19 protein-coding genes are annotated in these 25,569 nt (G+C 72.6%); 6 read left to right on the top strand and 13 right to left on the bottom strand.

Annotated elements, in window-relative coordinates:
* The first annotated feature begins 61 nt into the window (after positions 1–61).
* The 3 genes from ACWENQ_RS26670 to ACWENQ_RS26660 are packed head-to-tail and all read left to right on the top strand — an operon-like array spanning position 62 to position 6,401.
* A complete protein-coding gene (locus ACWENQ_RS26670) occupies positions 62–3,238 on the top strand; it encodes an FtsX-like permease family protein (RefSeq protein WP_452416708.1) in 3,177 nt (1,058 codons plus the stop codon).
* Positions 3,235–5,964 (top strand): FtsX-like permease family protein, encoded by a 2,730-nt coding sequence (locus ACWENQ_RS26665; RefSeq protein WP_452416706.1) that lies wholly within the window; start codon positions 3,235–3,237, stop codon positions 5,962–5,964. The genes ACWENQ_RS26670 and ACWENQ_RS26665 overlap by 4 nt, the downstream gene beginning before the upstream one ends.
* Before the next feature lie 59 nt (positions 5,965–6,023).
* Positions 6,024–6,401: a thioredoxin family protein gene (locus ACWENQ_RS26660; protein ID WP_449926013.1), complete on the top strand. Its 378-nt coding sequence runs from the start codon at positions 6,024–6,026 to the stop codon at positions 6,399–6,401.
* Between the two features lie 47 nt (positions 6,402–6,448).
* Here ACWENQ_RS26660 and ACWENQ_RS26655 read toward each other — a convergent pair whose 3' ends face one another.
* The 4 genes from ACWENQ_RS26655 to ACWENQ_RS26640 form a co-directional block, all read right to left on the bottom strand.
* Positions 6,449–7,225, bottom strand: a complete 777-nt coding sequence (locus ACWENQ_RS26655) for an SAM-dependent methyltransferase (RefSeq protein ID WP_452416705.1) — start codon at positions 7,223–7,225, stop codon at positions 6,449–6,451.
* Positions 7,226–7,460: 235 nt separating this feature from the next.
* Complete coding sequence (locus tag ACWENQ_RS26650; RefSeq protein ID WP_354912471.1) at positions 7,461–8,789, bottom strand: class II 3-deoxy-7-phosphoheptulonate synthase; 1,329 nt, start codon at positions 8,787–8,789, stop codon at positions 7,461–7,463.
* A gap of 138 nt (positions 8,790–8,927) precedes the next feature.
* Positions 8,928–10,094, bottom strand: coding sequence for an FAD-dependent oxidoreductase (locus ACWENQ_RS26645; RefSeq protein ID WP_452416703.1), 1,167 nt, complete (start codon positions 10,092–10,094; stop codon positions 8,928–8,930).
* A 45-nt stretch (positions 10,095–10,139) separates the two neighbouring features.
* Positions 10,140–11,087, bottom strand: coding sequence for a LysR family transcriptional regulator (locus ACWENQ_RS26640; protein WP_452416701.1), 948 nt, complete (start codon positions 11,085–11,087; stop codon positions 10,140–10,142).
* Positions 11,088–11,162: 75 nt separating this feature from the next.
* On the opposite strand from ACWENQ_RS26640, the gene ACWENQ_RS26635 reads away from it, so the two are divergent.
* Positions 11,163–13,427, top strand: a complete 2,265-nt coding sequence (locus ACWENQ_RS26635; RefSeq protein WP_452416700.1) for a M64 family metallopeptidase — start codon at positions 11,163–11,165, stop codon at positions 13,425–13,427.
* Here the strand turns inward: ACWENQ_RS26635 and ACWENQ_RS26630 are convergent.
* The 7 genes from ACWENQ_RS26630 to ACWENQ_RS26600 form a co-directional block, all read right to left on the bottom strand.
* Positions 13,424–14,401, bottom strand: coding sequence for a phosphotransferase (locus ACWENQ_RS26630; RefSeq protein ID WP_452416698.1), 978 nt, complete (start codon positions 14,399–14,401; stop codon positions 13,424–13,426). The two genes, ACWENQ_RS26635 and ACWENQ_RS26630, sit on opposite strands and share 4 nt — an antisense overlap.
* Complete coding sequence (locus tag ACWENQ_RS26625) at positions 14,401–15,228, bottom strand: aldose 1-epimerase family protein (protein ID WP_452416697.1); 828 nt, start codon at positions 15,226–15,228, stop codon at positions 14,401–14,403. The genes ACWENQ_RS26630 and ACWENQ_RS26625 overlap by 1 nt, the downstream gene beginning before the upstream one ends.
* A gap of 48 nt (positions 15,229–15,276) precedes the next feature.
* A complete protein-coding gene (locus tag ACWENQ_RS26620; protein WP_452416695.1) occupies positions 15,277–16,281 on the bottom strand; it encodes a LacI family DNA-binding transcriptional regulator in 1,005 nt (334 codons plus the stop codon).
* Positions 16,282–17,682: a GH1 family beta-glucosidase gene (locus ACWENQ_RS26615; RefSeq protein WP_452416694.1), complete on the bottom strand. Its 1,401-nt coding sequence runs from the start codon at positions 17,680–17,682 to the stop codon at positions 16,282–16,284. It abuts the gene before it with no gap.
* Positions 17,679–18,521 carry a carbohydrate ABC transporter permease gene (locus ACWENQ_RS26610; protein WP_354912458.1) on the bottom strand — a complete coding sequence of 281 codons (843 nt, stop codon included), beginning with the start codon at positions 18,519–18,521 and terminating at the stop codon, positions 17,679–17,681. The genes ACWENQ_RS26615 and ACWENQ_RS26610 overlap by 4 nt, the downstream gene beginning before the upstream one ends.
* The gene (locus ACWENQ_RS26605) at positions 18,518–19,474 is read right to left on the bottom strand and encodes a carbohydrate ABC transporter permease (protein ID WP_452416692.1); all 957 of its coding nucleotides are present in this window, start codon (positions 19,472–19,474) and stop codon (positions 18,518–18,520) included. Before ACWENQ_RS26605 ends, ACWENQ_RS26610 begins: the two co-directional genes overlap by 4 nt.
* A gap of 86 nt (positions 19,475–19,560) precedes the next feature.
* Positions 19,561–20,898: an ABC transporter substrate-binding protein gene (locus ACWENQ_RS26600; protein WP_452416690.1), complete on the bottom strand. Its 1,338-nt coding sequence runs from the start codon at positions 20,896–20,898 to the stop codon at positions 19,561–19,563.
* A gap of 267 nt (positions 20,899–21,165) precedes the next feature.
* Between ACWENQ_RS26600 and ACWENQ_RS26595 the strand changes: the two genes are divergently transcribed.
* Positions 21,166–21,795, top strand: a complete 630-nt coding sequence (locus ACWENQ_RS26595; protein ID WP_449926045.1) for a TetR/AcrR family transcriptional regulator — start codon at positions 21,166–21,168, stop codon at positions 21,793–21,795.
* A gap of 164 nt (positions 21,796–21,959) precedes the next feature.
* Entirely contained in the window at positions 21,960–23,333 is a 1,374-nt protein-coding gene (locus ACWENQ_RS26590) for a hypothetical protein (RefSeq protein ID WP_449926048.1), read from the top strand.
* 102 nt (positions 23,334–23,435) lie between these two features.
* Here ACWENQ_RS26590 and ACWENQ_RS26585 read toward each other — a convergent pair whose 3' ends face one another.
* Both ACWENQ_RS26585 and ACWENQ_RS26580 read right to left on the bottom strand, forming a co-directional pair.
* The gene (locus ACWENQ_RS26585; RefSeq protein ID WP_452416688.1) at positions 23,436–24,956 is read right to left on the bottom strand and encodes an MFS transporter; all 1,521 of its coding nucleotides are present in this window, start codon (positions 24,954–24,956) and stop codon (positions 23,436–23,438) included.
* Between the two features lie 26 nt (positions 24,957–24,982).
* Entirely contained in the window at positions 24,983–25,528 is a 546-nt protein-coding gene (locus ACWENQ_RS26580) for a hypothetical protein (protein WP_452416687.1), read from the bottom strand.
* Positions 25,529–25,569 lie beyond the last annotated feature (41 nt).

The following is a 25,569-nucleotide window of genomic DNA, read 5'->3' as shown; positions in this document are numbered from 1 at the left end:
CTTGCGAATGTGAGTTTCGTCCCGCGAATGTTCTCCCGAACGGATGCGAGGGGGAAGCCGGATGCGCGGCCGGACGGCATGGGTGCTCAAGCGTGCGGTCAGCGAGCCCCTGCTCCCACTGACGGCGTTCGCGGCCATCCTGCTGGCCACGACGACGCTGGTGGCGCTGTCGATCTCCATCTCCGCGGTGGTCGACGTCGGCGTCCGATGGAGCGTGACAAGGGCCGACCGGGCCGGCACCTCGGCGGAGGTCACCCAGTGGATCAGGCGCGCGAGCTTCCCCCAGGCCGACGCCGCCGTGCGTGCCCAGGCGGCGGAGTCCTTCCCCCGGTTCGCCCCGCAAGTGGTCTCGTCCATCACCTCCGGCCCGTACGAGCGGGAGGACGGCGAGCGGCTGGCGTTCGGCACCCGCTCCGACCTCGAGAGCGTCGCCACGCTGGTGGACGGCGCGTGGCCCGCACCGGGTGAGCCGCTGCGGGCGACGCTCTCCCGGGAGACGGCACAGCGGCTGGGCGTCGAGGCGGGCCAGGAGCTGACGCTACGGCGCCGCGAGACGGACCCGCCGCTGAAGGTACTGGTCACCGGCGTGTTCACCGTACGGGGCGAGCCGTATCCCCGCCTCGGCGAGGCCCTCATGGTCCCCCGGACGACGTTCCTGGACCGGTTCGCCGACCAGGTGCTCGGCTACTGGCACGTCACGCCCGACCTGACCGGGGTCTCCACCGCCGACCTGGGCCCGCTCGCGGCGGCGGCCGCGCGGCTGCCCGACCGGCTCAAGGCCAGGCCCGCGTGCGCCGACTGCACGGTGCGCGAGGAACTGTCGGGCTACCTCGCCCAGCTCGACCGCAGCGCCCTGGTCGGCCAGTCGACGATGCTGGTGCCGGTGCTGCAGCTGCTGATCCTGGCGGGGTACTCGCTGATGCTCACCGCCAGGATGCTGGCCGAGCGCCGCCGCATGGAGGTGGCGCTGCTGCGCGCCCGCGGCGCGGGCATGGGCGGGCTGATGGCGCTGAGCCTGACCGAGGCGCTGCTCATCGCGCTGCCGAGCGTGGTGGTCGCCCCCTTCGCCGCGCCCCACGTGCTCAACGGCGTCAGCGGACTGCTGTGGGCCCAGGCGGGCGCCGTCCGGGTGCCGGCGGCGCCCGGACCCGGCACGTTCGCGATCGCGGCGGCCGCGGCGCTGGCCGGAGCGGCGCTGCTGGCGGCCGCGGCGGTGCGCAGCGCCCGCCGTTCCTACGTCGAGGAGCAGGCGGCGCGCGGGCGCGGCGAGCGCAGGGGCGTGCTGGCCAGGGCGGGCGGCGACGTCGCCCTGCTCGTGGTGGCGGGCCTGGCCGTCTGGCAGCTGACCAGGTACGGCTCGCCCGTCACCGCCGCGGCTCAGGGCGCGCTCGGGATCGACCCGATGCTCGTCACCGGGCCCGCGCTGGCGCTGCTGAGCGGCGGCATGCTCGGCATGCGCCTGGTGCCGTGGACCTCCAGGCTCGTCGCGGCGTTCACCGCGCGGCGCGCCACGCTGGCCCCCGCGCTCGGCGCCTGGCAGGTCAGCCGCCGCCCCCTGCGCTACGCCGGCCCCGCCCTGCTGCTGACCATGGCCGTGGCCATCGGGGTGCTGTCGATCATCACCACGACCACGTGGGAGTCGTCGCAACGCGACCAGGCCGCCCACCGGGTGGGCGCCGACCTGCGGATCTCCCCGGCCGCAGGGCAGGGCGAGGTGGGCGGGCCCGGCGCGGGCAGGCTGTACGCCGCGCTGCCCGGCGTGCGCGCCGTCAGCCCGGCCGTCCGCGACTCGGTGGCGATCGGCTCAGGCTCGGCCGAGCTGCTCGCGCTCGACGCCGACCGGCTCGACCGCGTCATGAACCTGCGCGCGGACCTGTCGGCCACCTCGCTGACCGACATCGCCAAGGCGCTCAGGGCCGGGCGGCCCGCGCTCGGTTCGGTGCCGATCCCCGGCACGCCGGCCGAGCTGTCCGTGCTCGTCCGCACCGAGGCGCCGGCCCCGCTGGAGGCCGAGATCCTGGTCAGTGACGCCGACGGCGTCCGCTGGCGGCTGGAGCTGGCCGACGGAGGAACGGGCGGCGAGCGGACGCTGGTGGCCGACCTGGCCGCGCTCGCGGGCCGCTCGGGCAGGATCGCCTACCCGCTGGCCCTGCGCGGATTCGCCTTCGGCCGGACGCCCGCCCCCGTCGTGGTCGGCGCCCTCCGCGCGGGCCCGGCCGACGTCCGGCTGCCCGGCGACCTGGCCTGGTCCGGGTTCGAGCAGGTCGGCCGGGTCCAGGGCGGCGGCGTCGGCGAGGGGAGCGCCAAGCCGGTCCGCGCCGAGCAGGGGACGCTGTTCGGGCTCGACGCCGTGCCGGAACGCGGCAGGGCGGTGGTGCTGGCCGTACCGCGTGACCTGCCGCCGGAGCGGGTCTTCGGCGCCACCGTCGGCGGCAGGGCCACGCTGCCCCAGCCGCTGCCCGTCGTCGTCACCGACGAGCTGGCGGCCGAGGAGAAGCTGGCGCCCGGCATGCGGCTGTTCCTGCCGTTCGACGCCACCACCTCGGGGCTCGTCGTGGTGGCCGTCGTCGACAGCCTGCCCGGCATGGCCGTCGGCCAGGCGGGCGTCCTCGTGGACCTGCCCACGCTCGCCGACAGGAACCTGCTCACCGTCACCGCCCCGCCCAGGGTCACCGAGTGGTGGGCGGCGACCCGCGACGGCGATCCCAGCGCCGCCGTCGCGGCGCTGGCCGCCCACCCCGGCTGGAGCTCCCACGTCGTCGACAGGCAGGCGGTCTTCGCCGAGCTGCGCGACGATCCGCTGGCGGGCGGCCTGCAGGGGGCCCTGCTGATCGGTTTCGGCGCCGCGGTGATCTTCGCGGGGCTCGGCTTCGCGGTCAGCGCGGCCGTCGCCGCCCGCGAACGCGCGGCCGAGCTCGGACTGCTGCACGCGCTCGGGGTCAGCTTCCGCCAGGTGCTCGGGCTGCTGGCCGTCGAGCAGACGTTCCTGATCGGGCTCGGCCTGGCGGGCGGCACCCTGCTGGCCGGCGGCACGGCGGCCGTCGTGGTGCCGCACCTGGTGCTGTCCGGGCAGGTCACGGCGGTGACCCCGCCGGTACGGCTGGACATCCCGTGGGCGGCCACCGCGCTCCTGCTCGCGGTCATCGCAGCGGCGCTGTTCGCGATCGTGGCCGCGCTCGCCGGCTCGCTGCGCCGCCGTGGCCTGGTGCGGGCCCGGCACGTCGGGGAGGACGCATGACCGTCATCGGGCTGGCGGCGCGCCTGGCGCTGCTGCACCGGGGGATCGCCGCGCTGCTCGGCGCGCTGGTGCTCAGCATGACGCTGCTGGGCGGCGCGCTGCCCAGGGTGTTCGAGGCCTCCTACGAGCGCTCGCTGCACCAGGCCGTCGGCCAGACCAGACCCGAGCTGCTGGAGATCGGCGTCGACGCGCAGTCGGTCGCGCTCGGCGGACGGCCCGCCGACGCGGCGGCGCTGGCCGCGCGTACGGACGCCCTCCGCAAGGCCATGCCGCCCGCGCTCGCCTCGCTCGTCGGCGAGGTCACCTACGGCGTGAGCACCAACCGGCTCAGGCTCGCCGGCCACGCCGGGCACGAGCCACGCGCCGACAACTTCGTCGACCTGGCGTGGAACAGCGGCGCCGCCCAGCGGGTCCGCTACGTCAAGGGCGTCCCCCCGTCGAAGGTGGCCACCGGGCCCAACCCGCTGACCGCCGGCTCGATGCCCAACCCGCGCCAGGACCCGGCCGTGGCCGTCATGCTGGACCGGCCCCGGGTCACCACCGTCGAGGTCGGCCTGCCCAAGGACGTCACCGAACTGATGGGCCTCGACGTCGGCTCTCTGATCGTCTCGGCGGGAGAGGTCCTCATCGAGGTCACCGGGCTGTACGAGCCGATCGACCCGGCCGACCCGTTCTGGTCGGCGTTCCCCTCGATGGGCCGCGTCTACATCCCCAACCCCGGCGCCAACGCGGCCTCCTTCGTCGTCACGGGCCTGGCCGACCGGCAGGTGGTCGCGGTGCTCAGCCAGGTCAGGGAGCGGATGAACTACCGCTGGGCGTTCCCGGCGCGGCCGTCGGCCTTCACCATCGAGGGCGCTCCGCTGATCAGGCCCGGCCTCGACGCCTTCACGGCGGCCGCCCGCCGTATGTCGACGCCGGTCATGCCGTACCGGGTGAACAGCCGGCTGCCCCAGGTGACCGACGAGTTCCTCGGCAAGCTCGGTACCACCCAGACCCTCATGGGGCTGCAGCTCGTGGGGCTGTTCGCGGTCGCCTTCGGGGTGGTGGCGCTGGTGCTCGGCCTGCTGCTCGACCGTGTCGCCGCCGGCCTGGTGGCCGCCAGGGCCAGGGCCGCCTCGGCGGCCCAGTTCACGGCCATCGGCGCGACGGTGATCCTGCTGGCCGTCGTCCCCGGCGCGCTCCTCGGCTTCGGGCTGTCGCGGCTGGTGCCGGGCCTGGACAGCGCGATGTCCCTGCTGCCGGCGCCGCTGCTGGCGCTGGCCGCCGTCCTGTACGGCACCGGCCGCCTGCTGCTGGCCCACCGCGGCCCGCTCACCGAGCACCGCGCCGACCTCGTCGCCAGGCCGTTCACGCCGCGCAGGCTCGTCGTCGACGCCCTCGTCGTCGTCCTGGCCGCGGCGGCCGGCTACCTGGCGATCAGCCGGGGCGTGACGGCCGCCCGGCCAGGCGCGGGCGGCGACCCGCTCCTGGTGGCCGCGCCTACCGCGGTCGCGGTCGCCTGCGCGCTCGTCCTGCTGTGGGGTTACCCGTTCCTGCTGCGCCTGCTGTCCATGGCCGCCGCCAGGAGCAGGCGCGCGGTGCTGTTCCTGGCGGTCGCCGCGGCCGCCCGGTCCAGGACCGCCGCCACGCTGCCCGCGCTGATCCTGGTGCCCGCGCTCACCATGTCGGTCTACGGCGCGCTCACCCTGGACGCGCTGGCCGCGGGGCAGAGCGCCGCGGCCTGGCAGCGGACTGGCGCCGACGCCAAGGTGTCGGTCGGCGACGGCACCATCACGCCCCGGCAGGTCGAGCAGGTGCGCAGGCTGCCGGGCGTGCGTGAGGTCATCCCCGTCGAGCTGCGCGCGGGGCGCCTGTCCGGCGGCATGCTCGCCTTCACCTACCTGCGCATGGACACCGCCGCCTACGCCCGGCGCCTCGGCGCGGCCCCGCCCGCCGTGTCGGCGCCCGTCGCCGCCGCCGACCGCGCCGCCGGCTCCAAGGCGGGCACCGGCGCGCCCGTCCTGGTCACCAGGGGCCTGGGCACGGCACGCGCCAGACCTGTCGTGCTGTCGGGCGACGACACCGCGCCCGTCGTCGTCGACCACGTCGGCTTCCTCGAGCGCTTCCCCGGCGTGGATCCCGCCGGTGAGCTGCTGGTGCTGCCCACCTCGGTGCTGCCGGAGGCGAAGGCGGCGCTGCGCCCCAACCAGCTGTTCGTCTTCGGTGAGGGGATCCGGGCCGCCGCGCTGGAGAAGGCGCTCGGCGCCTGGGCGGTGGCCGGCACCCGCGAGGCCGACCTGGCCGCGATCGTGTCGACCCCGCTCACCAGGACGATCACCCTGGCCTTCCGGCTGTCGGCCCTCGTGCTGGCCCTCTACTCGCTGCTGGCCGTCTGGGTCACCGTCGTGTCGGGCGGCGCCGAACGGCGGCGCGGCCTGTCCTACCTGTCCACGATGGGGATGTCCGCCGGGCAGGCGCGGGCGGTGACGCTCGGCGAGGTCGCCCCCCTCGTGGTGACGGCCGCGCCGGCGGGGATCCTGCTCGGCACCGCCTTCCCGGCCCTGTTCGGCGCGGGCGTGGACCTGAGCGGATACGCCGGCGGCCTGCCCGTGGGCCACGCCGTCACCTGGACGACCCCGCTGCTGCTGGGCGCAGGGATCACCGCCGTCGCGCTGCTCGGGGCCGTCGCGCACGTCGCGGTGTCGGGCCGGCGCCGCGTCGGTGTGGCGCTGCGGGTGGGGGAATGAGCGTGTAATGCTTGAGGTTCTAACGGATGCAAGCATGACGACGATATGAGGAGCCACTTGTGGCGACCATCGAAGTAACCGACCAGAACTTCAACGACATCGCCGACAAGGGGATCGTGCTGCTCGACTTCTGGGCGGCGTGGTGCGGGCCGTGCCGTACCTTCGGGCCGATCTTCGAGCAGGCCTCGGAGCGGCACGCCGACGTGACGTTCGGCAAGATCGACACCGAGGCGCAGCCGGGGCTGTCGGAGGGGTTCGAGATCACCTCCATCCCGACGATCATGGCGATCCGTGATGGCATCGTCGTCTTCGCCCAGCCGGGCGCCCTTCCCGCGCCGGCCCTCGAAGACCTCATCGGGCAGGTCAAGGCGCTTGACATGGACGCCATCAGGGCCGAGCTGGCGCAGGAGATGGGCGCCGCTCCCGAGCAGAACTGACGCCGGACGCCCCGGAGCCCCCTGCCCGAGCAGGGGGCTCCGCCGTGTCAGCGCAGCACGCCGACGCCCGCGTAGCCGACCGATCCGGCGCTGTCGCCGACCAGCGGCGGGTGCTCGGGGCGCCAGTCGGTGGGGAAGACCAGGCCGGGCTCGACCAGCTCGTAGCCGTCGAAGAAGCGCTCGATCTGCTCCCTGGTCCGCAGGTTGAGCGCGGCGGTGGCCCGCTTGTAGACCTCCAGCGCCTCGGGCGTGGTGTCCGGCTTGGCGTCGATGGCGTGGCTGATGACCAGGTGACTGCCCGGCACACTGGCCTCGCGCAGGGCGCCGACGAGAGGGTGGGCCTCGGCGTCGGGCAGGAAGTGCAGGACGGCGAGCATGAGGAAGGCCACCGGGCGGGTGAAGTCGATCAGCTCGCCGAGCTCGACGAGCATCTTGTCCGGCTCCCGCACGTCCCCGTGGAGCATGGTCACGTTCGCGCCGTCGGCCAGCAGCGCCCTGCCGTGCGCGCACACGACGGGGTCGTAGTCGACGTAGACGACCGTCGCGCCGGGCGCGCTCTCGTGGGTGTTGCCCTGGGTGGGCAGGCCCGAGCCGAGGTCGACGATCTGGTCGACGCCCTGGGCGACCAGATGGCGGACGGCCCGGCCGAGGAAGGCGCGGTTCTCCCTGGCCGACTGCCTGGTGTCGGGGAACAGCTGGAGGATCTGGTCGGCGGCCGCCCGGTCGGCGGCGAAGTTGTTCTTGCCGCCGAGGTAGTAGTCGTACATCCGCGCGACGTTGGGGACGTTGGGGTCCACTCCCTCAGGCGCCGGCTGACCATCCACGATGTCTCCCGAGATATCCGATGATTTCCAGGCGATCATAGAAGACGATTCGGTTTCACGTCCGCCGTACTTGCCACTTGCCGGGCCGCCCCGGCGCTCCCGGCGAGGGGGTCGGGAGAGCTGGCGCGGTCAGAACCGCGAGCGACAGGAAGGCCCCGGAGGTCCCACGGGACGGACCCGCGAGACGCCGAACGCCCGCCCCCGGAAGGAGGCGGGCGTCGCGCGCTGAGGCGGGTCAGACCGACCGGTACAGCTCCGCCACACGGAAGGCCAGGTCCAGCGACTGGCTCCGGTTGAGGCGGGGGTCGCACGCCGTCTCGTACCGCAGGGCCAGATCGTCCTCGACGATCTCCTGCCCGCCGCCCACGCACTCGGTGACGTCGTCGCCGGTGAACTCGATGTGGATGCCGCCCGGGTGGGTGCCCAGCGCCCGGTGCACCTCGAAGAAACCGGCCACCTCGTCCAGCACGTCGTCGAGCCGCCGCGTCTTGTGACCGCTCGGGGCCTCGAAGGTGTTGCCGTGCATCGGGTCGCAGAGCCACGCCACCTGCGCGCCCGATGCGTTCACCTTCTCCACCAGCAGTGGCAGGTGCTCACGGATCTTGGAGGCGCCCATCCGGGTGATGAACGTCAGCCGGCCCGCCTCGTTCTTCGGGTTGAGCTTGTCGATGAGCGCGAGCGCCTCCTCGGGCGTCGTCGTCGGCCCCAGCTTCACCCCGATGGGGTTGCGGATGCGGGAGAAGAACTCCACGTGCGCCCCGTCGAGCTGGCGGGTGCGCTCGCCGATCCAGACCATGTGCGCCGACACGTCGTACGGCAGGCCGGTGCGCGAGTCGACCCGGGTGAGCGCCCTGTCGTAGTCGAGGATGAGCGCCTCGTGCGAGGAGTAGAACTCCACCGTGTGGAACTCCTCGGGGTCGGCCCCGCAGGCCCGCATGAACGCCAGCGCCTGGTCGATCTCGCGGGCCAGCTGCTCGTAGCGGCGCCCCGCGGGCGACTCGGCCACGAAGTCCTGGTTCCAGGCGTGGACCTGGCGCAGGTCGGCGTAACCGCCCTTGGTGAAGGCGCGGGCCAGGTTGAGCGTGACGGCGGAGGAGTGGTAGGCGCGCAGCAGCCGCCACGGGTCGGGCTCGCGCGACTCGGCGGTGAACTCGAACCCGTTGACCATGTCGCCGCGGTAGGCGGGCAGCTCCACGCCGTCGCGGGTCTCGGTGCCCTTGGAACGGGGCTTGGCGAACTGCCCCGCCAGGCGGCCGATCTTGACCACGGGGACCTTGGCGGCGTAGGTGAGCACGATCGCCATCTGGAGCAGCGTCTTGAGCTTGTTGCGCACGTTGTCGGCGGTCGCCCCGGCGAAGGTCTCGGCGCAGTCGCCGCCCTGCAGGACGAACGCCTCGCCCCTGGCGACGGCCGCCAGCTGGGCCTTCAGCTGGTCGCACTCGCCGGCGAAGACGAGCGGAGGCAGTCCGCCGAGCTCGGCGACCACCTTCTCGAGCTCGCTGCGGTCGGGCCAGTCGGGCTGCTGGGCCGCGGTCAGAGTGCGCCAGGCGTCAAGGTTGCTCACGGCATATGAGGGTATTCCACCTGCCCCCCGCACGCCGAGCTCGGCGTCCACGTTGTGAGAACGCGGCGACGCCGGTTCCCCGTGGCCGACGCCGCGAACGCCCGCCGGAAGGGACCTGCGCGCGTGCGGCGTGTCATGTCACCTGGAGGCCACATGTTCGGGACGGACGCCGTTGCCGATGAAGGTCCTGGTCAACCTGTTGATCACCGGGATCCGCGCCAGCTCGGGCACCCGGGTCAGCCGCAGCGATCCCTCCAGCGCGGGCGCGATGAGCCGCTTCTGCGCCACCCGCTGGGCGAACTGCGTCACCACGGTCGGGAACATGCGGCGCCGCTGCACCGCGCCCACCGCGGACGGGCCGTGCTTCAGGACGAGGTTGGCCGTGGCGACCGCGTCCTGCACCGCCAGGTTGATCCCCACGCCGAACACCGGCGACATCGCGTGCGCCGCGTCGCCGATGCACAGGAAGCCCGGCCGGTACCACCGGCGCAGCCGGTTCAGCGCGACGGTGAGCACGCTGACGTCGTCGAAGCTTCCCAGCAGCGTGACCCGATCGGCCAGGAACGGCAGCAGCCGGCCGACGTGGTGGCGCAGCTCCTCGATGCCCGCGGCGCGCAGCCGCTCGGCCCCTCCCTTGGGGATGACGTAGCCGAGCTGCCAGTAGGTCTCCCTGTTGATCGCGACCAGGAGCCGGCCCGTCGAGACGCGCAGGAACGTCTCACCCGGGTCGCCGTCCTCGCGCGGCATCCTGAACCAGACGACGTCCATGGGCGCGCCCATCTCCACCGGCGCCAGCCCGGCCGCCACACGCAGGGTCGAGCCGCGCCCGTCGGCGGCCACCGTCAGGTCGGCGCGCAGCTCGTGCTCGCCGTCCTTGTCGTGGTAGCGCAGGCCGCGGACCGTGCCGCCGTCGCGGATCAGGCCGTTCGCCTCGGCGTTCATGAGCAGCCGGAACGAGGGGTACTTCGCGGCCTCGGCGGTGAGGAGGTTGAGGAAGTCCCACTGCGGAACGAAGGCGATGTAGTCGTAGCCCCCGCGCAGCCCGCGCAGGTCGGCCAGCCGGCTGGCTCCCGTGTCGGTCACCAGCGTCAGCCCGTACGCCTTGCGGTGCGGTATCCGGTGGAAGGCCTCGGCCAGGCCGATCTCGTCCAGCACCCGCAGCGTCGACGGGTGGATGGTGTCCCCCCGGAAGTCGCGCAGGAAGTCGGCGTGTTTCTCCAGCAGCGTCACCTCGACGCCGGCTCGGGCGAGCAGCAGGGCGAGCATCGCGCCCGCGGGGCCGCCGCCTGCTATCACACAGCGCATGAATTCAGCATGCGTTGAAATCTGTCCGGGCGCAAGAGTGGCCGGTCAGGCGAAGTCGGGCGGCGTGCCGTACCGGGTGGTCCACGCCCGGTACGGCACGCTGCGCGCGGCCACGGCGCGATGCGCCGCCACGGCCGCGGCCAGCACGCTCGCCGACTGCGCGGCGACGGGACCCGCGCTGCGCCACAGCAGCACGTGCCGCATCCACAGCGGGTTGCCCCTCAGCGGCAGCACGGTCACCGCGGGCCCGGCGTCGTAGAGCGCCTGGCAGGCCGAGACCGCGTGTCCCGCGCCGACCAGCTCCCGCCGCACCCCCGCCTCGACCATCTGGTAGCGCGCCCGCGGCGAGAACCCCGCCGCCGTGCACGCCTCCAGCAGGTGCTCGGGCCAGCCCATCCCGTCCGAGGGCGGCAGCACCCACTGCTCGCCCGCCAGCTCCGCCAGGTCCACCTCGGTACGGCCGGCCAGCGGATGGCCCGACGACAGCGCGACGAAGACCGGTTCGACCGCGACCACGCCGAGCCCCAGCGAGGCGTGCGCCCGCAGCGCGTGCCCCGGGTAGTCGGCCACGAGCGCCACGTCCAGCCGGTCGTTGGCCACCATGTCCACCAGCACCCTGACGAAGTGCTCGGTCTGCAGCGTGATGCGCGAGTCCGGCAGCGTCCTCGACAGGCTCTCCAGCAGGGTGACGACGATCGGGTTCTCGAAGCTGCCGACGCGCACCACCGGATGCGCGGGCGGGCGCGCCTGCAGCAGGTCGTCCATGCCGGCGATGACGGAGCGTGCCCTGGCCAGCACGAACTCCCCGAAGGCGGTCAGCGAGACGCCGGTGTGGTCGCGTTCGAAGACCGGGCCGCCGAGCGCCTGCTCGATGCGGCGCAGCTGGGCGGTCAGCGCCGGCTGTGAGACCCCGAGCGACGCCGCGGCCCTGGTGACGCTGCCCTGGTCGGCGATGGCCCGCAGCACCCTCAGATGCCTCAGCTCCAACTGCATTTCCGGACCATAACACTGGAGTTATCCAGATATGGGATGTCCCGGTGACCCCGGTGTGGGCTGATATTTCGGGGCATGCGGATATTCGTTGCAGCGGTGCTGGCTCTCGTGTGGCTGGTCCCGCTTCCTGCCCTTGCCGAGCCAGGCAGCGCCACGGTCACGCCGGTCCAGGTGACGGGCCCGCCCGCCAAGCGGTTCAACCTGATCATCATGGGTGACGGCTACACCGCGAGCGAGCAGGCGGCCTTCAGGACCGACGTCGACCGGCACCTCAACGTGATGTGGTCCATCGAACCGTTCAAGTCCTACCGGACCTACATCAACGTCTACCGCGTGGACATCGTCTCGGGCGAGTCGGGCGTCAGCTGCGACCCCGACCTGTCCTCCCCGAGGAAGAACACGCCGCTGAGCATGGGCTTCTGGGGCGGCTGCAACCCCGCGAGCGTGCAACGCCTCATCACGATGAACAACGCCGCCGCCACCCGCTACGCCGACCTGGTCACCGGCACCACCTCCACCAACCGGCAGATCATGGCGCTGGCCAACAGCGGCACCTACGGCGGCGCGGGCGGCTCCTACGCCACCGCCTCCGGCAGCAACGCGATGTCCGCGCTGATCAGCCCGCACGAGCTGGGCCACTCACTGGGCGGCCTGCAGGACGAGTACGACTACTACCAGCGCGGCGTCCCCGGCGGCGCCTACACCGGCGGCGAGCCGGGCAGCGCCCACCACACCCTGCTCACCGAGCAGCAGATGAAGGACCAGCGGCGCAAGTGGTGGCGCTGGCTGGGCGACGACAGCGAGTCCGGCGGCCCGATCGGCCGCTACGAGGGCGGCCTGTACGCGACCACGGGCGTGTGGCGGCCCAGCAGGCACTCCATGATGAAGACCCTCGGCTACTACTTCGACCAGGTCAGCCGCGAGGTCATGGTCCGGCGCATCACCGCCAAGACCGACCTGGTCCAGGACTCCACCCCCACGGCCGCCCCCGTCGGCGCCGACCGGGTGCTGTGGGTCGAGCCGATGCACCCCGTCAGCCACGGCCTGGTCACCACGTGGAACGTCGACGGCAAGGACCTGCCGGGCGACGTCGACAGCCTCGACCTGCGCACGCTCGGCCTCACCCCCGGCACGCACACCGTGAAGGCCACCGTCACCGACCCGACTGGCTTCGTCAGGGACCCGGCGATCCGCGCCGCCATGACCGGCAGCCGTACCTGGACGGTCGACACCGCGATCACCACCCCGCCCGACGGCGTCACGCCCGCCATCGTCTCCTCCACCCCCACCGACCGGCCCGTCGGCGGCGGCGACGTCGTCCGCGTCGAGACCACCCATCCCGCGACCGCCGTCCCGGCCGTGACCTGGGCACTGGACGGCAGGCAGGTCGCCACCGGCACGGAGGTGGCGCTCAAGGGCCTGACCACGGGCACCCACACGCTCACCGCCACCCTCGGCGGCCAGACCCTCACCTGGAAGGTCGACGCCGTCGCCCCCACCACCGGCTACGAGCTGTCGCAGCCGCTGCTGAAGCCGGACAAGGACACCTACATCTTCAACGGACCCTTCTCCATGAAGCTGACCGGCGCCGACGACAACGGCGGCCACATCGTCTCGGAGTCGCGCGTGGACGGCGACGGCTGGTTCAACTACTTCGGCTGGCCGACATCCTCCGAGCTGCCGTGGACCTTCACCGAGACCGGCACCACCATCGACCACCTCGTGTACGGCAGGCTGCCCCGCGGCCGCCACACGATCGAGTACCGCTCGATCGACGCCGCAGGCAACCACGGCCGGGAGCGCGCGTTCACCGTGACCACGATCGCCCCGCCGCCCGCCTGCACGACCACCCTCACCGGCACCCACAGGGGACCCCTGACCGTGCGCGAGGGCGTGACCTGCCTCACCGGCGCCGACGTCACCGGCCCGGTGACCGTACGGCAGGGCGCCTCGCTGGTGATGAGGGGCGGCACGGTCGACGGCGCCCTCACCGCCTCGAACGCCGCCGAGGTCCACGTCCTGGACGGCGAGGTCGCCGGCGCGCTCACCGTCACGGGCGGCGCGCTCACCGTCGTGGGCGCCACCATCCGCGGCGCCGCCGTCCTGAACGGCACCACCGGCGCGATCATGGCGGGCACCACCGTCAAGGGCGCGCTGGCCTGCGCGGCTGCCGGGCCCGACGACCTCGGCGCGCCCAACACCGTCACCGGCGCCTCGACCTGCCGGTTCGCCGAGCAGGCGGCCAGGGCGAAGGCGCTGACCGCCGGGACCGGCCAGGGCTACGAGGCGGTGGCCAACTCCGCCGAGCCCGAGCACGGCGAGGAGGGCCACCGGCACTAGAGCCGGTCGAGGACCCTGATCAGCGAGGCCGTCGCCAGGTCGCGCAAGGGAGCGTAGTCGGCCTCCGGGTACTGCCGGGGGCCGTTCTCCACCAGCAGGATCAGGTAGAGGTAGGCGCGATAGAGGTCGAGCCGCCGGTGCGCCCCCGCCGACAGCTCCAGCGGGCGCACCGCGCGGTAGCCGGCCAGCAGCGGATCGTCCTCGTCGATCTCGCCGAAGAGCGTCGGCGTGATGAGCTCGGCCAGCGGGTCGCCCCAGAAGGCGCGCTCGTGGTCGATGATCGCCTGGATGCGCGGCCGCCCGGACAGGTCGAGGAAGACGTTGCCGGTCCACACGTCGAAGTGCACCAGGTGCGGCGTGGCCACCTCGTCGAGCACGTCCGACGCGCCCTCCAGCAGCGCCCGCAGCTCGGCGACCGGACGGGGGAGCGGGGTGGCCGGATAGCGCAGCGCGTCGTCCAGCAGCGCCCCGGCCATCCGCAGGTACGCCTCGCGCCACGTCGAGCCGGTCAGCCCGCTGTGCGGATAGCCGAACACCTCGCCCGTGACGGAGTTGAGCCGCGCCAGGTGACCACCCAGCTCGTGACGGAGCGCAGCGGTGGCCTGCCCGTCGAGGGCCACCTGGTTCCATGGCGTGCCGTCGAGCGCGGACAGCACCAGGTAGTCGCCGCCGAGCACCGGATCGTCGAAACCCGCCTTCAGCAGCGCCGCCACCGGCACGCCCGCCGACGCCGCCAGCGGGTAGGCGGCCGCCTCCATGCGCAGCAGGTCGCGCTCGTAGGTGAGCTGCTCCAGCTCGGGCGACGGCGACAGCTTCAGCACGACGTGGCGGCCGTCGTCGAGCCGCAGCCGCCACACCGCGTTGGCGAAGCCGTCGGCCAGCTCCACCGCCTCGCTCACGTGCGCGCCGACCGCCCGATGGGCGAGCAGGGACAGCTCCCGCGCGGTCAACCTGCGCTTGGTCCTACTCTCCATCAGCGGACCCCGATCGTCCACGCGGCCTCGTGCCGGCCGCCCGGCTCCAGCACGACGAGGTCGCTGCCGGAGCCGAACGCGTCGGGCGGACAGGTCATCGGCTCGACCGCCACGCCGACGTAGCCGAGGTGCCTGCCGGTGCAGACCTGCACCCACGGCAGCACCGCCGGGTCCCAGCTCACCCTGATGTCATCGACCAGGACCTCACCCGCCGACAGCCCGGTGAAGGTGTGGTCGACGCGGGTGCCGCCGAGGTCGCGAGCCTGCCTGAAGTCGTACGGCGTGCCGGCCACGTCCTCCAGCGAGCGGGGGAGCAGCCGCTCGTCGGCCAGCAGCACCTTCGCGGCGGGCACCCGCAGCCGCTCGCCGAGCAGCCACGGGTGCGGGCCGCAGCCGTAGGGCGCGGCGCGCTCGCCGGTGTTCTCGCAGGTCACCGTCGTCGTCAGGCCGTCGTCGCCCAGCGCGTGGACGACCTCGAAGGACAGGGTGAAGGGATAGCCGGGCGAGGGCTCGAGCGTGTACGCCAGCCGTACCGACGACGGCCCCTGCTCCGTCACCCGCCACTCGGCCGCGTGGACCAGGCCGTGCAGCGCGTGGCCGCGCTCGGGCTCGTTCACCGGAAGCTCGTAGCGGGTGCCCGCGAACGTGTAGGTGGCGTCGCCCACCCTGTTGGGCCACGGCGCCAGCAGCGTGCCCGCGTAGTAGGGGACGGGCCCGCCTTCGGGCCAGCTGGTGAGCAACTCGCGCGCGCCGAGACGCAGGCCGCGAACGGCGGCGCCGAGGGTGCTGATCTCGGCGGTGTAGCCGGCACCGGACAATATGGGCACAGGGGGATCCTTTCGACCGGCAAAGGATACAGAGGAGCGGTCCGGCGCTCAGGCGCTGCCGCGCAGCACCAGATGGGTGTCGAGGATGAGCACGGGCTGGCGCAGTTCCTCACCGTTGATCCTGGCCACCAGCAGGTGCGCCATCTGCCGGCCCATCAGCTCCGTCGGCTGGTGGACGGTGGTCAGCGGCGGGTCGGTGTGCAGCGCCACCTTGGAGTCCTCGAACCCGACCACGGCCACGTCGCCGGGGATCGAGCGGCCCGCGGCCTTCAGCGCCCGCATCGCGCCCGTCGCCATCAGGTCGGAGGCGGCGAACACCGCGTCGAGCCCGGGATGGGCGGCCAGCAGCTCGCGCATCGCCTGCTCGCCGCTCTCCTCGGAGAAGTCGCCGAAGGCGACCAGCTCGCCCATGCCCGAGGCCAGCAGGGCGTCGCGGTAGCCGGCGAGCCGGTCGACGCCCACGCCCATGTCCTGCGGGCCCGCGATCGTGGCGACCCTGGACCGGCCGGCGGCCAGCAGGTGCTTGACCGCCTGCCGCGCCCCCGCCCTGTTGTCGACGTCGACGTAGCTGAAGGCGTCCAGCCCGACCGGCCGCCCGCCGAGGACGGTCGGCACGCCCATCGCCTCCAGCCTGCCCGGCAGCGGGTCCTCGCCGTGCAGCGACAGCAGCAGCACGCCGTCGACGTGCTGCCCCGTCAGGTAGTGCTCCAGGCGCTCGTGCTCCTCCGGCGACTGCGCCATCGCCAGGATGAGCTGCAGCCCCGTCTCGGCCAGCGCCGAGCCGATGCCGCGGATGATGCCCGCGAAGTACGGCTCGTCGAAGATCCGCTGCTCGGACTCCGACACCACCAGCGCCACCGTGTCGGTGCGCCGCGTGACCAGCGCCCTGGCCGCCCTGTTGGGCACGTAACCGAGCTCCTCGATGGCCTTCAGCACCGCGTCCCTGGCCTTCGTGCTCACCTTCGGTGAGCCGTTGACGACGCGGGACACGGTGCCCCTGCCGACCCCGGCGCGCGCGGCGACCGCTTCGAGCGTCGGTCGGTTCATGGCCATTCAGCTATTGTGCCGGATGGTCTCGGCGTACCACAGCGCGCTGTCCTTGGGGGTTCTGCGCTGGGTGGCGAAGTCGACGTGCAGGAGCCCGAAGCGCTTGCCGTACCCCCAGGCCCACTCGAAGTTGTCCATCAGCGACCAGGCGAAGTAGCCCTCCAGCGGCACCCCCTCGTCGATCGCCGCCCTGCAGGCGCGCAGGTGGGCCTCGAGGAAGGCGACCCGGTCGCCGTCGCGGACCCGGCCGCCCGACAGCACGTCGTCGAAGGCCGCGCCGTTCTCCGAGACGACCAGCGGCAGGCGGGGGTAGTCGGCCGCCACCCGCGCCAGGACCTCCCTCAGGCCGCCGTCGTCGATCTCCCAGCCCATCGCCGTGACGGGCCGGCCCCCGCTGACGAACGAGACGTGCTCGCTGCCCACCCAGGGGGAGGCCGCCGCGGTCGGCGCCGCCGCGGCGGAGGCGGGACCACCGGGGGCGCCGGAGACGGTGAAACGGCTGTAGTAGTTGACCAGCAGCATGTCGATCGGGGCGGCGACGGTCCGCGCGTCGCCGTCCTCCACGAACGCCATGTCGGTGACGGGCTCCAGGTCCGCCAGCACGTCGGCCGGGTAGCCGCCCTTCAGCAGCGCGTCGAGGAAGAACCTGTTCTGCAGCCCGTCGACGCGGCGCGCCGCGTCGAGGTCGGCCGCGCTGTCGGTGGCGGGCGAGACCGCGTACAGGTTCACGCACCCGCCCACCCTGTTGCCCGCGGTCCTGAGCACCCGCGCCGCCAGGCCGTGCGCCAGGTTCAGGTGGTGCGCGGCCCGGACCGCGCTCACCGGCTCACGCCGTCCGGGCGCGTGCTCGCCCGAGGCGTACCCGAGGAAGGCCGCGCACCACGGCTCGTTGACCGTCGCCCAGTGGCGCACCCGGTCGCCCAGCGCCTCGTGGACCGCTGCGGCGTACTCGGCGAAACGGTAGGCGGTGTCCCGCTGCGGCCAGCCGCCCCTGTCCTCCAGCGGCTGCGGCAGGTCCCAGTGGTAGAGCGTCACCCACGGGTCGATCCCGTGGCCGAGCAGCTCGTCCACCAGGCGCCGGTAGAAGTCGAGCCCCCGCTGGTTGATCGGGCCCGTCCCGTCGGGCCGCACCCGCGGCCACGAGACCGAGAAGCGGTAGGCGCGCAGCCCCAGCTCCGCCATCAGCGCCACGTCGCCGCGGTAGCGGTGGTAGTGGTCGACGGCCACGTCGGCGTCGTCGCCGCCGAGCACCCGGCCGGGCTTCCTGGTGAACACGTCCCAGATGGACTGGCCGCGCCCGTCCTCGCCGACCGCCCCCTCGATCTGGTACGCCGAGGTCGCCGCGCCCCACGCGAAGCCGGTGGGGAACAGCAGCCGGTTGTCGAGCCGGTCCTGTCGGGTTGTCACGCCTTGACCGCACCTTCCATGATGCCGCCGACGATCTGCCGGCCGAACGCGATGAACACGATGATGAGCGGAATGACGGACAGCGCGGTCCCCGCGAAGATCAGCACATAGTTCGTGGAGAACCGCTCGTTGAGCGCCTGGATGGCGATCTGCACGGTCGGGTTGTCCGGCGTCAGCACGATCATCGGCCACATGTAGTCGTTCCACAGCAGCATGAAGGTGTTGATGCCGAGCACGGCCATGCCCGGCCGTACGGCGGGCAGCACGACGTTCCACCAGATCCGCATCGTCGAGGCGCCGTCCACCCTGGCCGCCTCGACCAGCTCGTGGGGCACCGCCTGCTCGGTGTACTGCGTCATCAGGAACACGCCGAAGCCGTTGAGCAGGTACGGCAGGATCACCGCCGTCAGCGTGCCCGTCCACTCCAGCTCCACCATGAGCCGGTAGAGCGGCACGACGCCCATCTGCTGCAGCGGCACCATCATCGTCAGCAGGATCGTCAGCAGCAGCAGCCGCCTGCCGCGGAAACGCAGCCGCGAGAAGGAGAAGCCGGCCAGCGTCGAGATCAGCACCACCGACACCGTCACGACCGAGGCCACGACGAAGGAGTTGGCCAACCCCGTCAGGAAGTGGGCGTCCTCGTTGGCCAGCACCGCCGCGATGTTCTCGCCCAGGTTGCCGCCGGGCAGGAACGGCGGCGGGACGTCCACGGCGTCGTCGTTGGTCCGCGAGGCGATGACGAGCATCCAGTAGAGCGGGAAGGCCGACAGCGTGATCGCCACGGCCAGCATGACCCTGGTCATGACGGTGGCCTTCCACATCGTCGCCGAGCCGGTCATCCGGTCCCTCCGATACGGCGGACGAACAGGAAGTTGACCAGGGCGCCGAGCAGGATGAGCAGGAACAGCAGCCAGGCCGCCGCGGCGGCGTAGCCGTAGTCGAACTCCCTGAAGCCCTGCTTGACGATGAACATCGCCACCGTCTGGAACTGCCCCTGCGAGCCGCCGTCCACGTTTCCGTTGTAGAAGGTGGTGGGCTCGGCGAACAGGGTGAGACCGCCGATCGTCGAGTTCAGCACGACGAAGATCAGCGTCGGGCGCAGCATCGGCAGCGTGATCTGCCAGAACTGCCTGCGCCGCGAAGCCCCGTCGATCGCCGCCGCCTCGTACAGATCGCGCGGGATGGTCTGCATGCCGGCCAGGAAGATGATCGCGTTGTACCCGGTCCAGCGCCAGTCGACCATGGTGGCGATCGCCAGCCAGGACGGCAGCCGTTCGGCGCGCCAGTCGACCGGCTCGACGCCGAACCAGCTCAGCGCCCAGTTCACCAGGCCCCAGTCCCTGGCGTACAGCTGGGTGAACACCACGGCGACCGCCACCACCGAGGTGACAAGCGGCAGCAGCACGCTCATCCTGATCGCCAGCCGCAGCCGCAGCCGCTTGTTGAGCGCGTTGGCCAGCAGCAGCGCGAGCAGCAGCTGCGGGATCGTGGCCAGCAGGAAGATCCCGACGGTGTTGCCGACCGCGTTCCAGAAGTCCTCGTCGGCCAGCAGCTGGGCGTAGTTGCCCAGGCCCGCCCACGCGGTTGTGCCCGCCAGGTCGTAGTCGTAGAGCGAGTACCACAGCGTGAACGCCAGCGGGAACAGTCCGAAGACCGCGAAGAGCACGAAGTAGGGGGAGATCAGGACGTACGGCATGGCCCTGATGTCCAGGACCGAGCGCCACCGCCGGCCGCCCGGCGGCGGCGGTGGCGCGGCGACCACCAGGGGCGCCTTTTCCAGGTGAAGGCTCATGGAGACCTCTCGCGTCGGGGACGGGCGGCCGGCCCGCCGGCGACATCGCGCGGCGGCGGGCCGGCGCTGTGGGGGTGCTGGGGGGCTCAGCCCGCGGCCTTCACCGCGTCGTCCACGAGCTGCTGCCAGGCCTTGTCCCGGGCGACCGAGCCGTCGTCCATGCCCTGCACCACCGACTCGATGGCGTTCTTCACCTGCGTGTGCTTCACCCCGAGGAACACCGGCTGCAACGAGGCCGCCGACTTGGCGAAGATGTCGCCGATCGGGGCGTCGCTGAAGAAGGCGTTCCTGGCGCCGGTCACCGCCGGGTCCTGCTGGGCCTTGATGTTGCTCGGCATGTTGCCGAAGTCGGCGAAGACGCTCGCCTGCACCTTGGCGCCGGTCAGGTAGTCGGCGACCCGCGCCGCCTCCTTCGGATGCGCCGACTGCTTCGGTACGGCCAGCCACGAGCCGCCCCAGTTTCCGCCACCGCCCGGCACGGCCGCGACGTCCCACTGGCCCTTGGCCTGCTCGCCCGCGTTGCCGCTGACGACGCCCAGCATCCACGACGGGCAGCCGACGGTGGCGAAGGCGTTCTTCTTGGTGCCGGTCGCCCACTCCTCGGTGAAGTTGCGCAGCTTGGCGGTCAGGCCGAGGGCGGTCATCTTCTGGGCGAACTCGAAGGCGGTCTTCACCGCGGGGTTCTTGTCGACGACGAGCGCGTTGGAAGTGTCGAAGTAGGAGACGTTGCCGTTCTTGGCCGCCTCCTGGACCAGCACCACGTTGTAGAGGGTGTTGGTGCCGTCGGTGAACCTGGCGTCCTTCACCTCGGCCTGGAACCGCTGGCCGACCTTGAGGAAGTCGTCCCATGTCGGCCACAGGGCGCTCACCTTGTCGCGCTCGGTGGGCAGGCCCGCCTGCTCGAACAGCGTCCTGTTGTAGCAGATGCTCATGCCGCCGATGTCGGTGCCGAGAGCGAACACCTTGCCGTCGGCGGTGACACCGTTCTGCCACTTCCACGCCGGGTAGTCGGCCTGGCGGCCCGACAGGCCCTGCTCGCCCAGGTCGGCCCACCACTCGGGGTGTGCCTTGGCCAGGCCCATGCCGCCCTCGTCGATGCCGACGACGTCGCCCGCGCCCTTGCCTGCCTGCAGCCACTGGATCATCTGCGGCCAGTAGACCTGCTCGAACTGGTCGGTGAGGACCTCCAGCTTGATCTGGACGTCCTTGTGCTCGGCGTTCCACGCGGCGACGGCGTTCTTGTAACCGAAGTTCTCGCCGCCGCCGAACACCTGGACCCTGACGGTGACGGGAGCGGCCGCTCCTGAGGCGGCGGGGGCGCCGGAGGCCGGGGTGTCGGTCGCGCCCGAGCCGCAGGCGGCGAGCGCCAGGGCGGTCGCGGTCAGGGCGGCGGCCAGGCTGGCGCGGCGCTGGATGGTCATCATTCTGGACCCCTTCTCGGGTGGTCACGGCCTCGTCCCCGACCGGTGGAACCGCGACGGACATCTGTGGGAGCGCTCCCACGAAGGGTGGCCGAGCGGGGCTGGAACGTCAATACGACGAAACGGAACCGTTACCCGCATGGGGATGTGGCCTGGTGAAACCGGATGATCGGCGATGAAAGGTCCATAATGATCCTTGGGAGCGCTCCCATCGCGCCGGAGCATAAATTTCCAGTTTGTGGAAAATTCTAGAGGGTGTATGTTCGATCCATGGAGGAGTCGCGTCGCGACCGCAAGAAGCGGCTGACCAGGCAGCGGATCGTCACCGCGGCCATGAGGTTGTTCGCCGAGCAGGGGTACGAGCAGACCACGGTGGCGCAGATCGCCGTGGCGGCGGATGTCGACCCCAAGACGTTCTTCAACTACTTCCGCAGCAAGGACGAGGTGGTCTTCGCCGACACGGAGCACATCGCCGACTTGCTGCTCGGGGTGCTCGCGGAACGGCGCCCGCAGGAGGGGCCCGGCGAGCTGCTGGCCAGGATGGTCCAGGAGTACGCCGCCCTCCGCCGGCCCGTCGTGCCGCACAAGGAACCGGAGGAGCTGTCGGCGGCCTCCCGCCTGCTGATGACGACGCCGGCGCTGCAGGCCAAGGGGCTGTACCTGATGGTGGATCTGCAGCGGCGCATCGCCGGCGAGCTGTTGAAGGCGTTTCCCGGCCGGTTGGATCCGATCACCGCGGCGGCGATGACCGGATCCCTGATCGGCGCCATCCAGCAGGCGAGTCTGGCGAGCGTCGAGCTCGGCCGGTCGCAGGACGAGCTGTGGGAGGCCGCGCGGCACGGCCTCGACATCGCCATGCGCGGCCTGCTGTCGGTACGGCCGGACCCCGGCGGTGCGTGACGCGCGCGGCCACACGCGCTCATGACGAGCGCGTCCGGCGAGCGTGCTGTCACGAGCGTGCTCGCGGGCGCGTTCGGCGACCCATCGATCGAGTCATCGACGGGGGCGCGACCCAGCCCTGAGGCGGGCCGACGTCCGCCCATCGGAGGAAGGAACAGCCCGGCATGACGGAAAACCAGCGGCACTTCACCCGCGACGCACGCCGTGCCCTGCGGGAAGGCCCCGCGGCCATCGCCCGGCGGCAACGCGCCCGGTTGGCCGAGATCGTGGCCTACGCTCGCGCTCACTCACCCTACTTCCGCGAGGTGTACCGGGACCTGCCGGAGGAGGTGGACGACCCGGCGTTGCTCCCGGTCACCGACAAGAAGACGCTGATGGACCGCTTCGACGACTGGGTCACCGACCGCACGGTGACCCTCGAGAAGGCCCAGGCGTTCGTGGCCGACCCCACGCTCGTGGGCGAGCGGTTCGAGGGGCGCTATCTCGTGGCCACCACGTCCGGCACCAGCGGCCTGCGCGGCATCTTCCTCCAGGACGAGCGGAGCCTGGCCGTGGGCAACGCCGTCGGACAGCGCGCCCGCACCGGGCTGGGAATCGGCGACGTCATCCGCCTCCTGCGCGGCGCCGGCCGTACCGCGATCGTCTCCGCGCCCGGCGGCCACTTCGCCACCGTCGCCGGAGCGGCACGGTTCCGCCGGGACCACCCACGGCTCAGCTGGCTGGTGCGGGAGTTCTCGATCCACCAGCCGCTGCCCGAGCTGGCCGCGCAGCTCAACCGGTACAACCCGAGCTCCCTCACCGGCTTCTCGAGCATGCTCGGACTGCTGGCAAGAGAACAGGAAGCCGGCCGCCTGCGCATCCACCCAGGGATGGTCATCGCCGGCGGTGAGGCGCTGACGGCGGAGAACCGCGCCCGCATCGCCGGCGCCTTCCACGCCCAGGTCCGCTCCGCCTACGCCGCCACCGAGTGCGGCTTCCTCGCGTACGGCTGCGCGCACAACTGGCTGCACGTCAACAGCGACTGGGCCCTGCTGGAGCCGGTCGACGCCGACCTTCGGCCCGTCCCGCCAGGTCAGCCGTCGCAGACCGTTCTGTTGAGCAACCTCGCCAATCAGGTCCAGCCCATCCTGCGCTACAACCTGGGCGACAACGTCCTGCTGCGTCCCGACGCCTGCCCGTGCGGCAGTCCGCTACCCGCCGTCCAGGTGCGGGGCCGCGCGGCTGAGATGCTCGCCTTCCCCACCGAACGGGGCGAGCCCGTCGGCATCTCTCCCATGGCCTTCGGCACCCTGCTGGACCGGGTTCCCGGCATCCAGCAGTTCCAGCTCGTCCAGACCGCGCCCACCGCGCTGCGCGTGCGCCTGAGATCCGCGGACGGCGCCGACCCGGATCACGTGTGGCGGACGGTGCACGACGAGATCACTCAGCTGCTGACCGCGCACAAGGCCGACCACGTCACGCTCGAACGCGCTGAGGAGCCGCCCGAGCGGTCGGCCGGCGGCAAGTTCCGAAGGGTCATCCCGCTGACCACGCCGTGACCCCGCGACCTGGCCCCGCCACGAGATGACGGCGTCACGGTGAGCTTCCCTCCGCCGCGGTGCGCTGCTGCTCGGCGCGTACGGTGACCTGGGCGTCGTGCCCTAGGACGACTGTCTCACGACAGCGGACGGCGAGCCTGGGCCGTCCACCCGCCTGGCCGGGCGGTACGAGAGGACGAAGGCCGCGGCGGCGGTGAGCTGGACGGCGGCGCCCACCAGGAGCGCGGCCGTGGGGGAGTGGCCGGCCAGCGGTCCCGCCGCCGCCGAACCGAGCGCGAACGAGGTGATCTTCAGGCTGGCCCCGGTGGTGAACACCTGGGTGCGCAGGCGGGACGGTGCCTCGCGGTGCCGTACCGCGAAGAGGGCGGTGAGTTGCGGCCCCTCGCCCACCCCCACGAGCGCCACGGCCAGGACCGCCCACGCGAACGTCCCCGCGAAGGCGGCCAGCGCCAGGCCCGCCCCGATGACCAGGGCGCTCACCGGTACGACGATGTCGGGACGGGTGGCGGGGAACCTGGCGAGCACCGCGTTCGCCACCAGCGCGGCGGCGGCCAGCAAGGACAGCAGCAGCGCGCCGTACCCGGGATCGCCGAGCAGGTCCGCGCCGAGCAGCGGGGCGGAGACCACCAGCATCGCGAGCCCCGCGTAGGAGATCATCGAGGCCAGGGTGGCGCGCCGGAGGCTTCCGTTCCGCGCGAGAGCGGCGAACCCGTCGATCAGCTCGCGGCGCATGCCGGATTGCGGCTCCCCCGCCGCCGGGGCGGTGTGGGAGCCGGCCTGCGACGGGTGCGGTTCGGCTGGGTCCGTGGCGGCTGGTGCCGGTTCGGGTGCCGGTGCGAGGGCGGCTGGTGCGGGTGCGGGTGCGGGTGCGGGCCCGGGGGCGGTGCCGGCCTCCGGTGGCGGCGAGGCCGTGGGTGCCGGTACGGCGGGGGCGGTGCCGGCCTCCGGTGGCGGCGAGGCCGTGGGTGCCGGTACGGCGGGGGCGATGCCGGCATCCGGTGACGGCGAGGCCGTGGGTGCCGGTACGGCGGGGGCGATGCCGGGCTCCGGTGAGGCCGTGGGTGAAGGTACGGCGGCTGCGGGCCGGGCGGGCAGGAACCAGGCGGCGGGCAGGGCGGCGGCGATCAGAGCGGCCGAGGCGACGACGGCGGACCAGGCACCCCCGGCGGCGGCGACCAGCCCGGCGAGGGCCGGGCCCGCCAGCCCGGCGAGGTTGTAGGCGATGGAGTCGAGGGCGTTGGCGCGCGGCAGCCGGTCGGGCGGGACCAGGAGGGGAAGCTGCGCGGTCCAACCGCCGGACAGGGCCGGGCCGAGCAGCCCTGCCAGCACGGCCACCCCGATCGCCACCGGATCGGGCGCCCTGCCGACCAGCGCGAGGATGATGACCAGACCTGCCGCGTACCCGGCCAGAAGGGCGGCGAGGAGCCGTCCCGGCCTGCGGGTTCGGTCGAGCGCGGCGCCGAGCACCGGGCCGCCCCCGGCGGCGGCGACCGTCAGCCCCGCCAGCAGCCACGACGCCAACGAAGGAGAGCCTGTGGCCGCCAGCCCCAGCAGCAGGAGCGCGGGCCCGGACATCTCGTCACCGGTCCGGGCGGCCACCACGGCGGCCAGGTAACGTCTCATCGCTCGCAAACGTTACAAGAGCCGCTCTACCCCGCGTAGCCGTTGCGCTGGTTGGCTCGTACGGCGCCCTGGTAGGCGTCGATCAGGCCCCACACCCACAGGCCGAAGGAGACTGGCAGGATCAGCAGGCCGACGACGACGAACGCCAGGATGAACCCAAGGAACATCGTCATGTACGACCCGAGGAGAATGCCGACCCCCTTGCCGGTGTCGCCGTTGACGATCGACCCCACCCCCGGCAGGAGGAACGACAGCAGCAGCGAGATCGCCGGCTCCTTGCGCGGCGGCCGAGGGACGGGCGGGCCCTGCCTGTACGGCACGGCGGGGTGGCCGAAAGGTCCCGGGATCTGCTGGCCGTACGGGATCGGCGCGCTCGACGGCACGTCGTAGGACCCCGACGGGTACCCCGGGTTGTACGAAGCCGGCGCGCTGGACGGCATGTCGTAGGTGCCTGACGGGTACCACGGGCCGTGCGAAGTCGGAGCGTTGGACGGTATGTCGTAGGAGCCTGACGGGTACTGCGGGCCGTACGGGTCGGACGAGCCGTACGGATATGGCTGCTGGTCGGACAAAACGCCCCCAGGGACGAGACGGGTTCGTCCCACAACCCTAT

Source organism: Nonomuraea sp. NPDC004354, from assembly GCF_053602555.1.
The sequence above is the reverse complement of the archived record's forward strand: the minus strand, read 5'-3'. Positions and strand labels throughout refer to the sequence as shown.

What these genes read in the sequence shown, in the direction of transcription:
- ACWENQ_RS26670 (WP_452416708.1), top strand. Translation starts at nt 62, where the DNA reads ATGCGCGGCCGGACGGCATGGGTGCTCAAGCGTGCGGTCAGCGAGCCC.
- ACWENQ_RS26600 (WP_452416690.1), bottom strand. Translation starts at nt 20,898, where the DNA reads ATGATGACCATCCAGCGCCGCGCCAGCCTGGCCGCCGCCCTGACCGCG.
- ACWENQ_RS26640 (WP_452416701.1), bottom strand. Translation starts at nt 11,087, where the DNA reads ATGCAGTTGGAGCTGAGGCATCTGAGGGTGCTGCGGGCCATCGCCGAC.
- ACWENQ_RS26595 (WP_449926045.1), top strand. Translation starts at nt 21,166, where the DNA reads ATGGAGGAGTCGCGTCGCGACCGCAAGAAGCGGCTGACCAGGCAGCGG.
- ACWENQ_RS26645 (WP_452416703.1), bottom strand. Translation starts at nt 10,094, where the DNA reads ATGCGCTGTGTGATAGCAGGCGGCGGCCCCGCGGGCGCGATGCTCGCC.
- ACWENQ_RS26610 (WP_354912458.1), bottom strand. Translation starts at nt 18,521, where the DNA reads ATGACCGGCTCGGCGACGATGTGGAAGGCCACCGTCATGACCAGGGTC.
- ACWENQ_RS26590 (WP_449926048.1), top strand. Translation starts at nt 21,960, where the DNA reads ATGACGGAAAACCAGCGGCACTTCACCCGCGACGCACGCCGTGCCCTG.
- ACWENQ_RS26635 (WP_452416700.1), top strand. Translation starts at nt 11,163, where the DNA reads ATGCGGATATTCGTTGCAGCGGTGCTGGCTCTCGTGTGGCTGGTCCCG.
- ACWENQ_RS26605 (WP_452416692.1), bottom strand. Translation starts at nt 19,474, where the DNA reads ATGAGCCTTCACCTGGAAAAGGCGCCCCTGGTGGTCGCCGCGCCACCG.
- ACWENQ_RS26630 (WP_452416698.1), bottom strand. Translation starts at nt 14,401, where the DNA reads ATGGAGAGTAGGACCAAGCGCAGGTTGACCGCGCGGGAGCTGTCCCTG.
- ACWENQ_RS26665 (WP_452416706.1), top strand. Translation starts at nt 3,235, where the DNA reads ATGACCGTCATCGGGCTGGCGGCGCGCCTGGCGCTGCTGCACCGGGGG.
- ACWENQ_RS26585 (WP_452416688.1), bottom strand. Translation starts at nt 24,956, where the DNA reads ATGAGACGTTACCTGGCCGCCGTGGTGGCCGCCCGGACCGGTGACGAG.
- ACWENQ_RS26620 (WP_452416695.1), bottom strand. Translation starts at nt 16,281, where the DNA reads ATGGCCATGAACCGACCGACGCTCGAAGCGGTCGCCGCGCGCGCCGGG.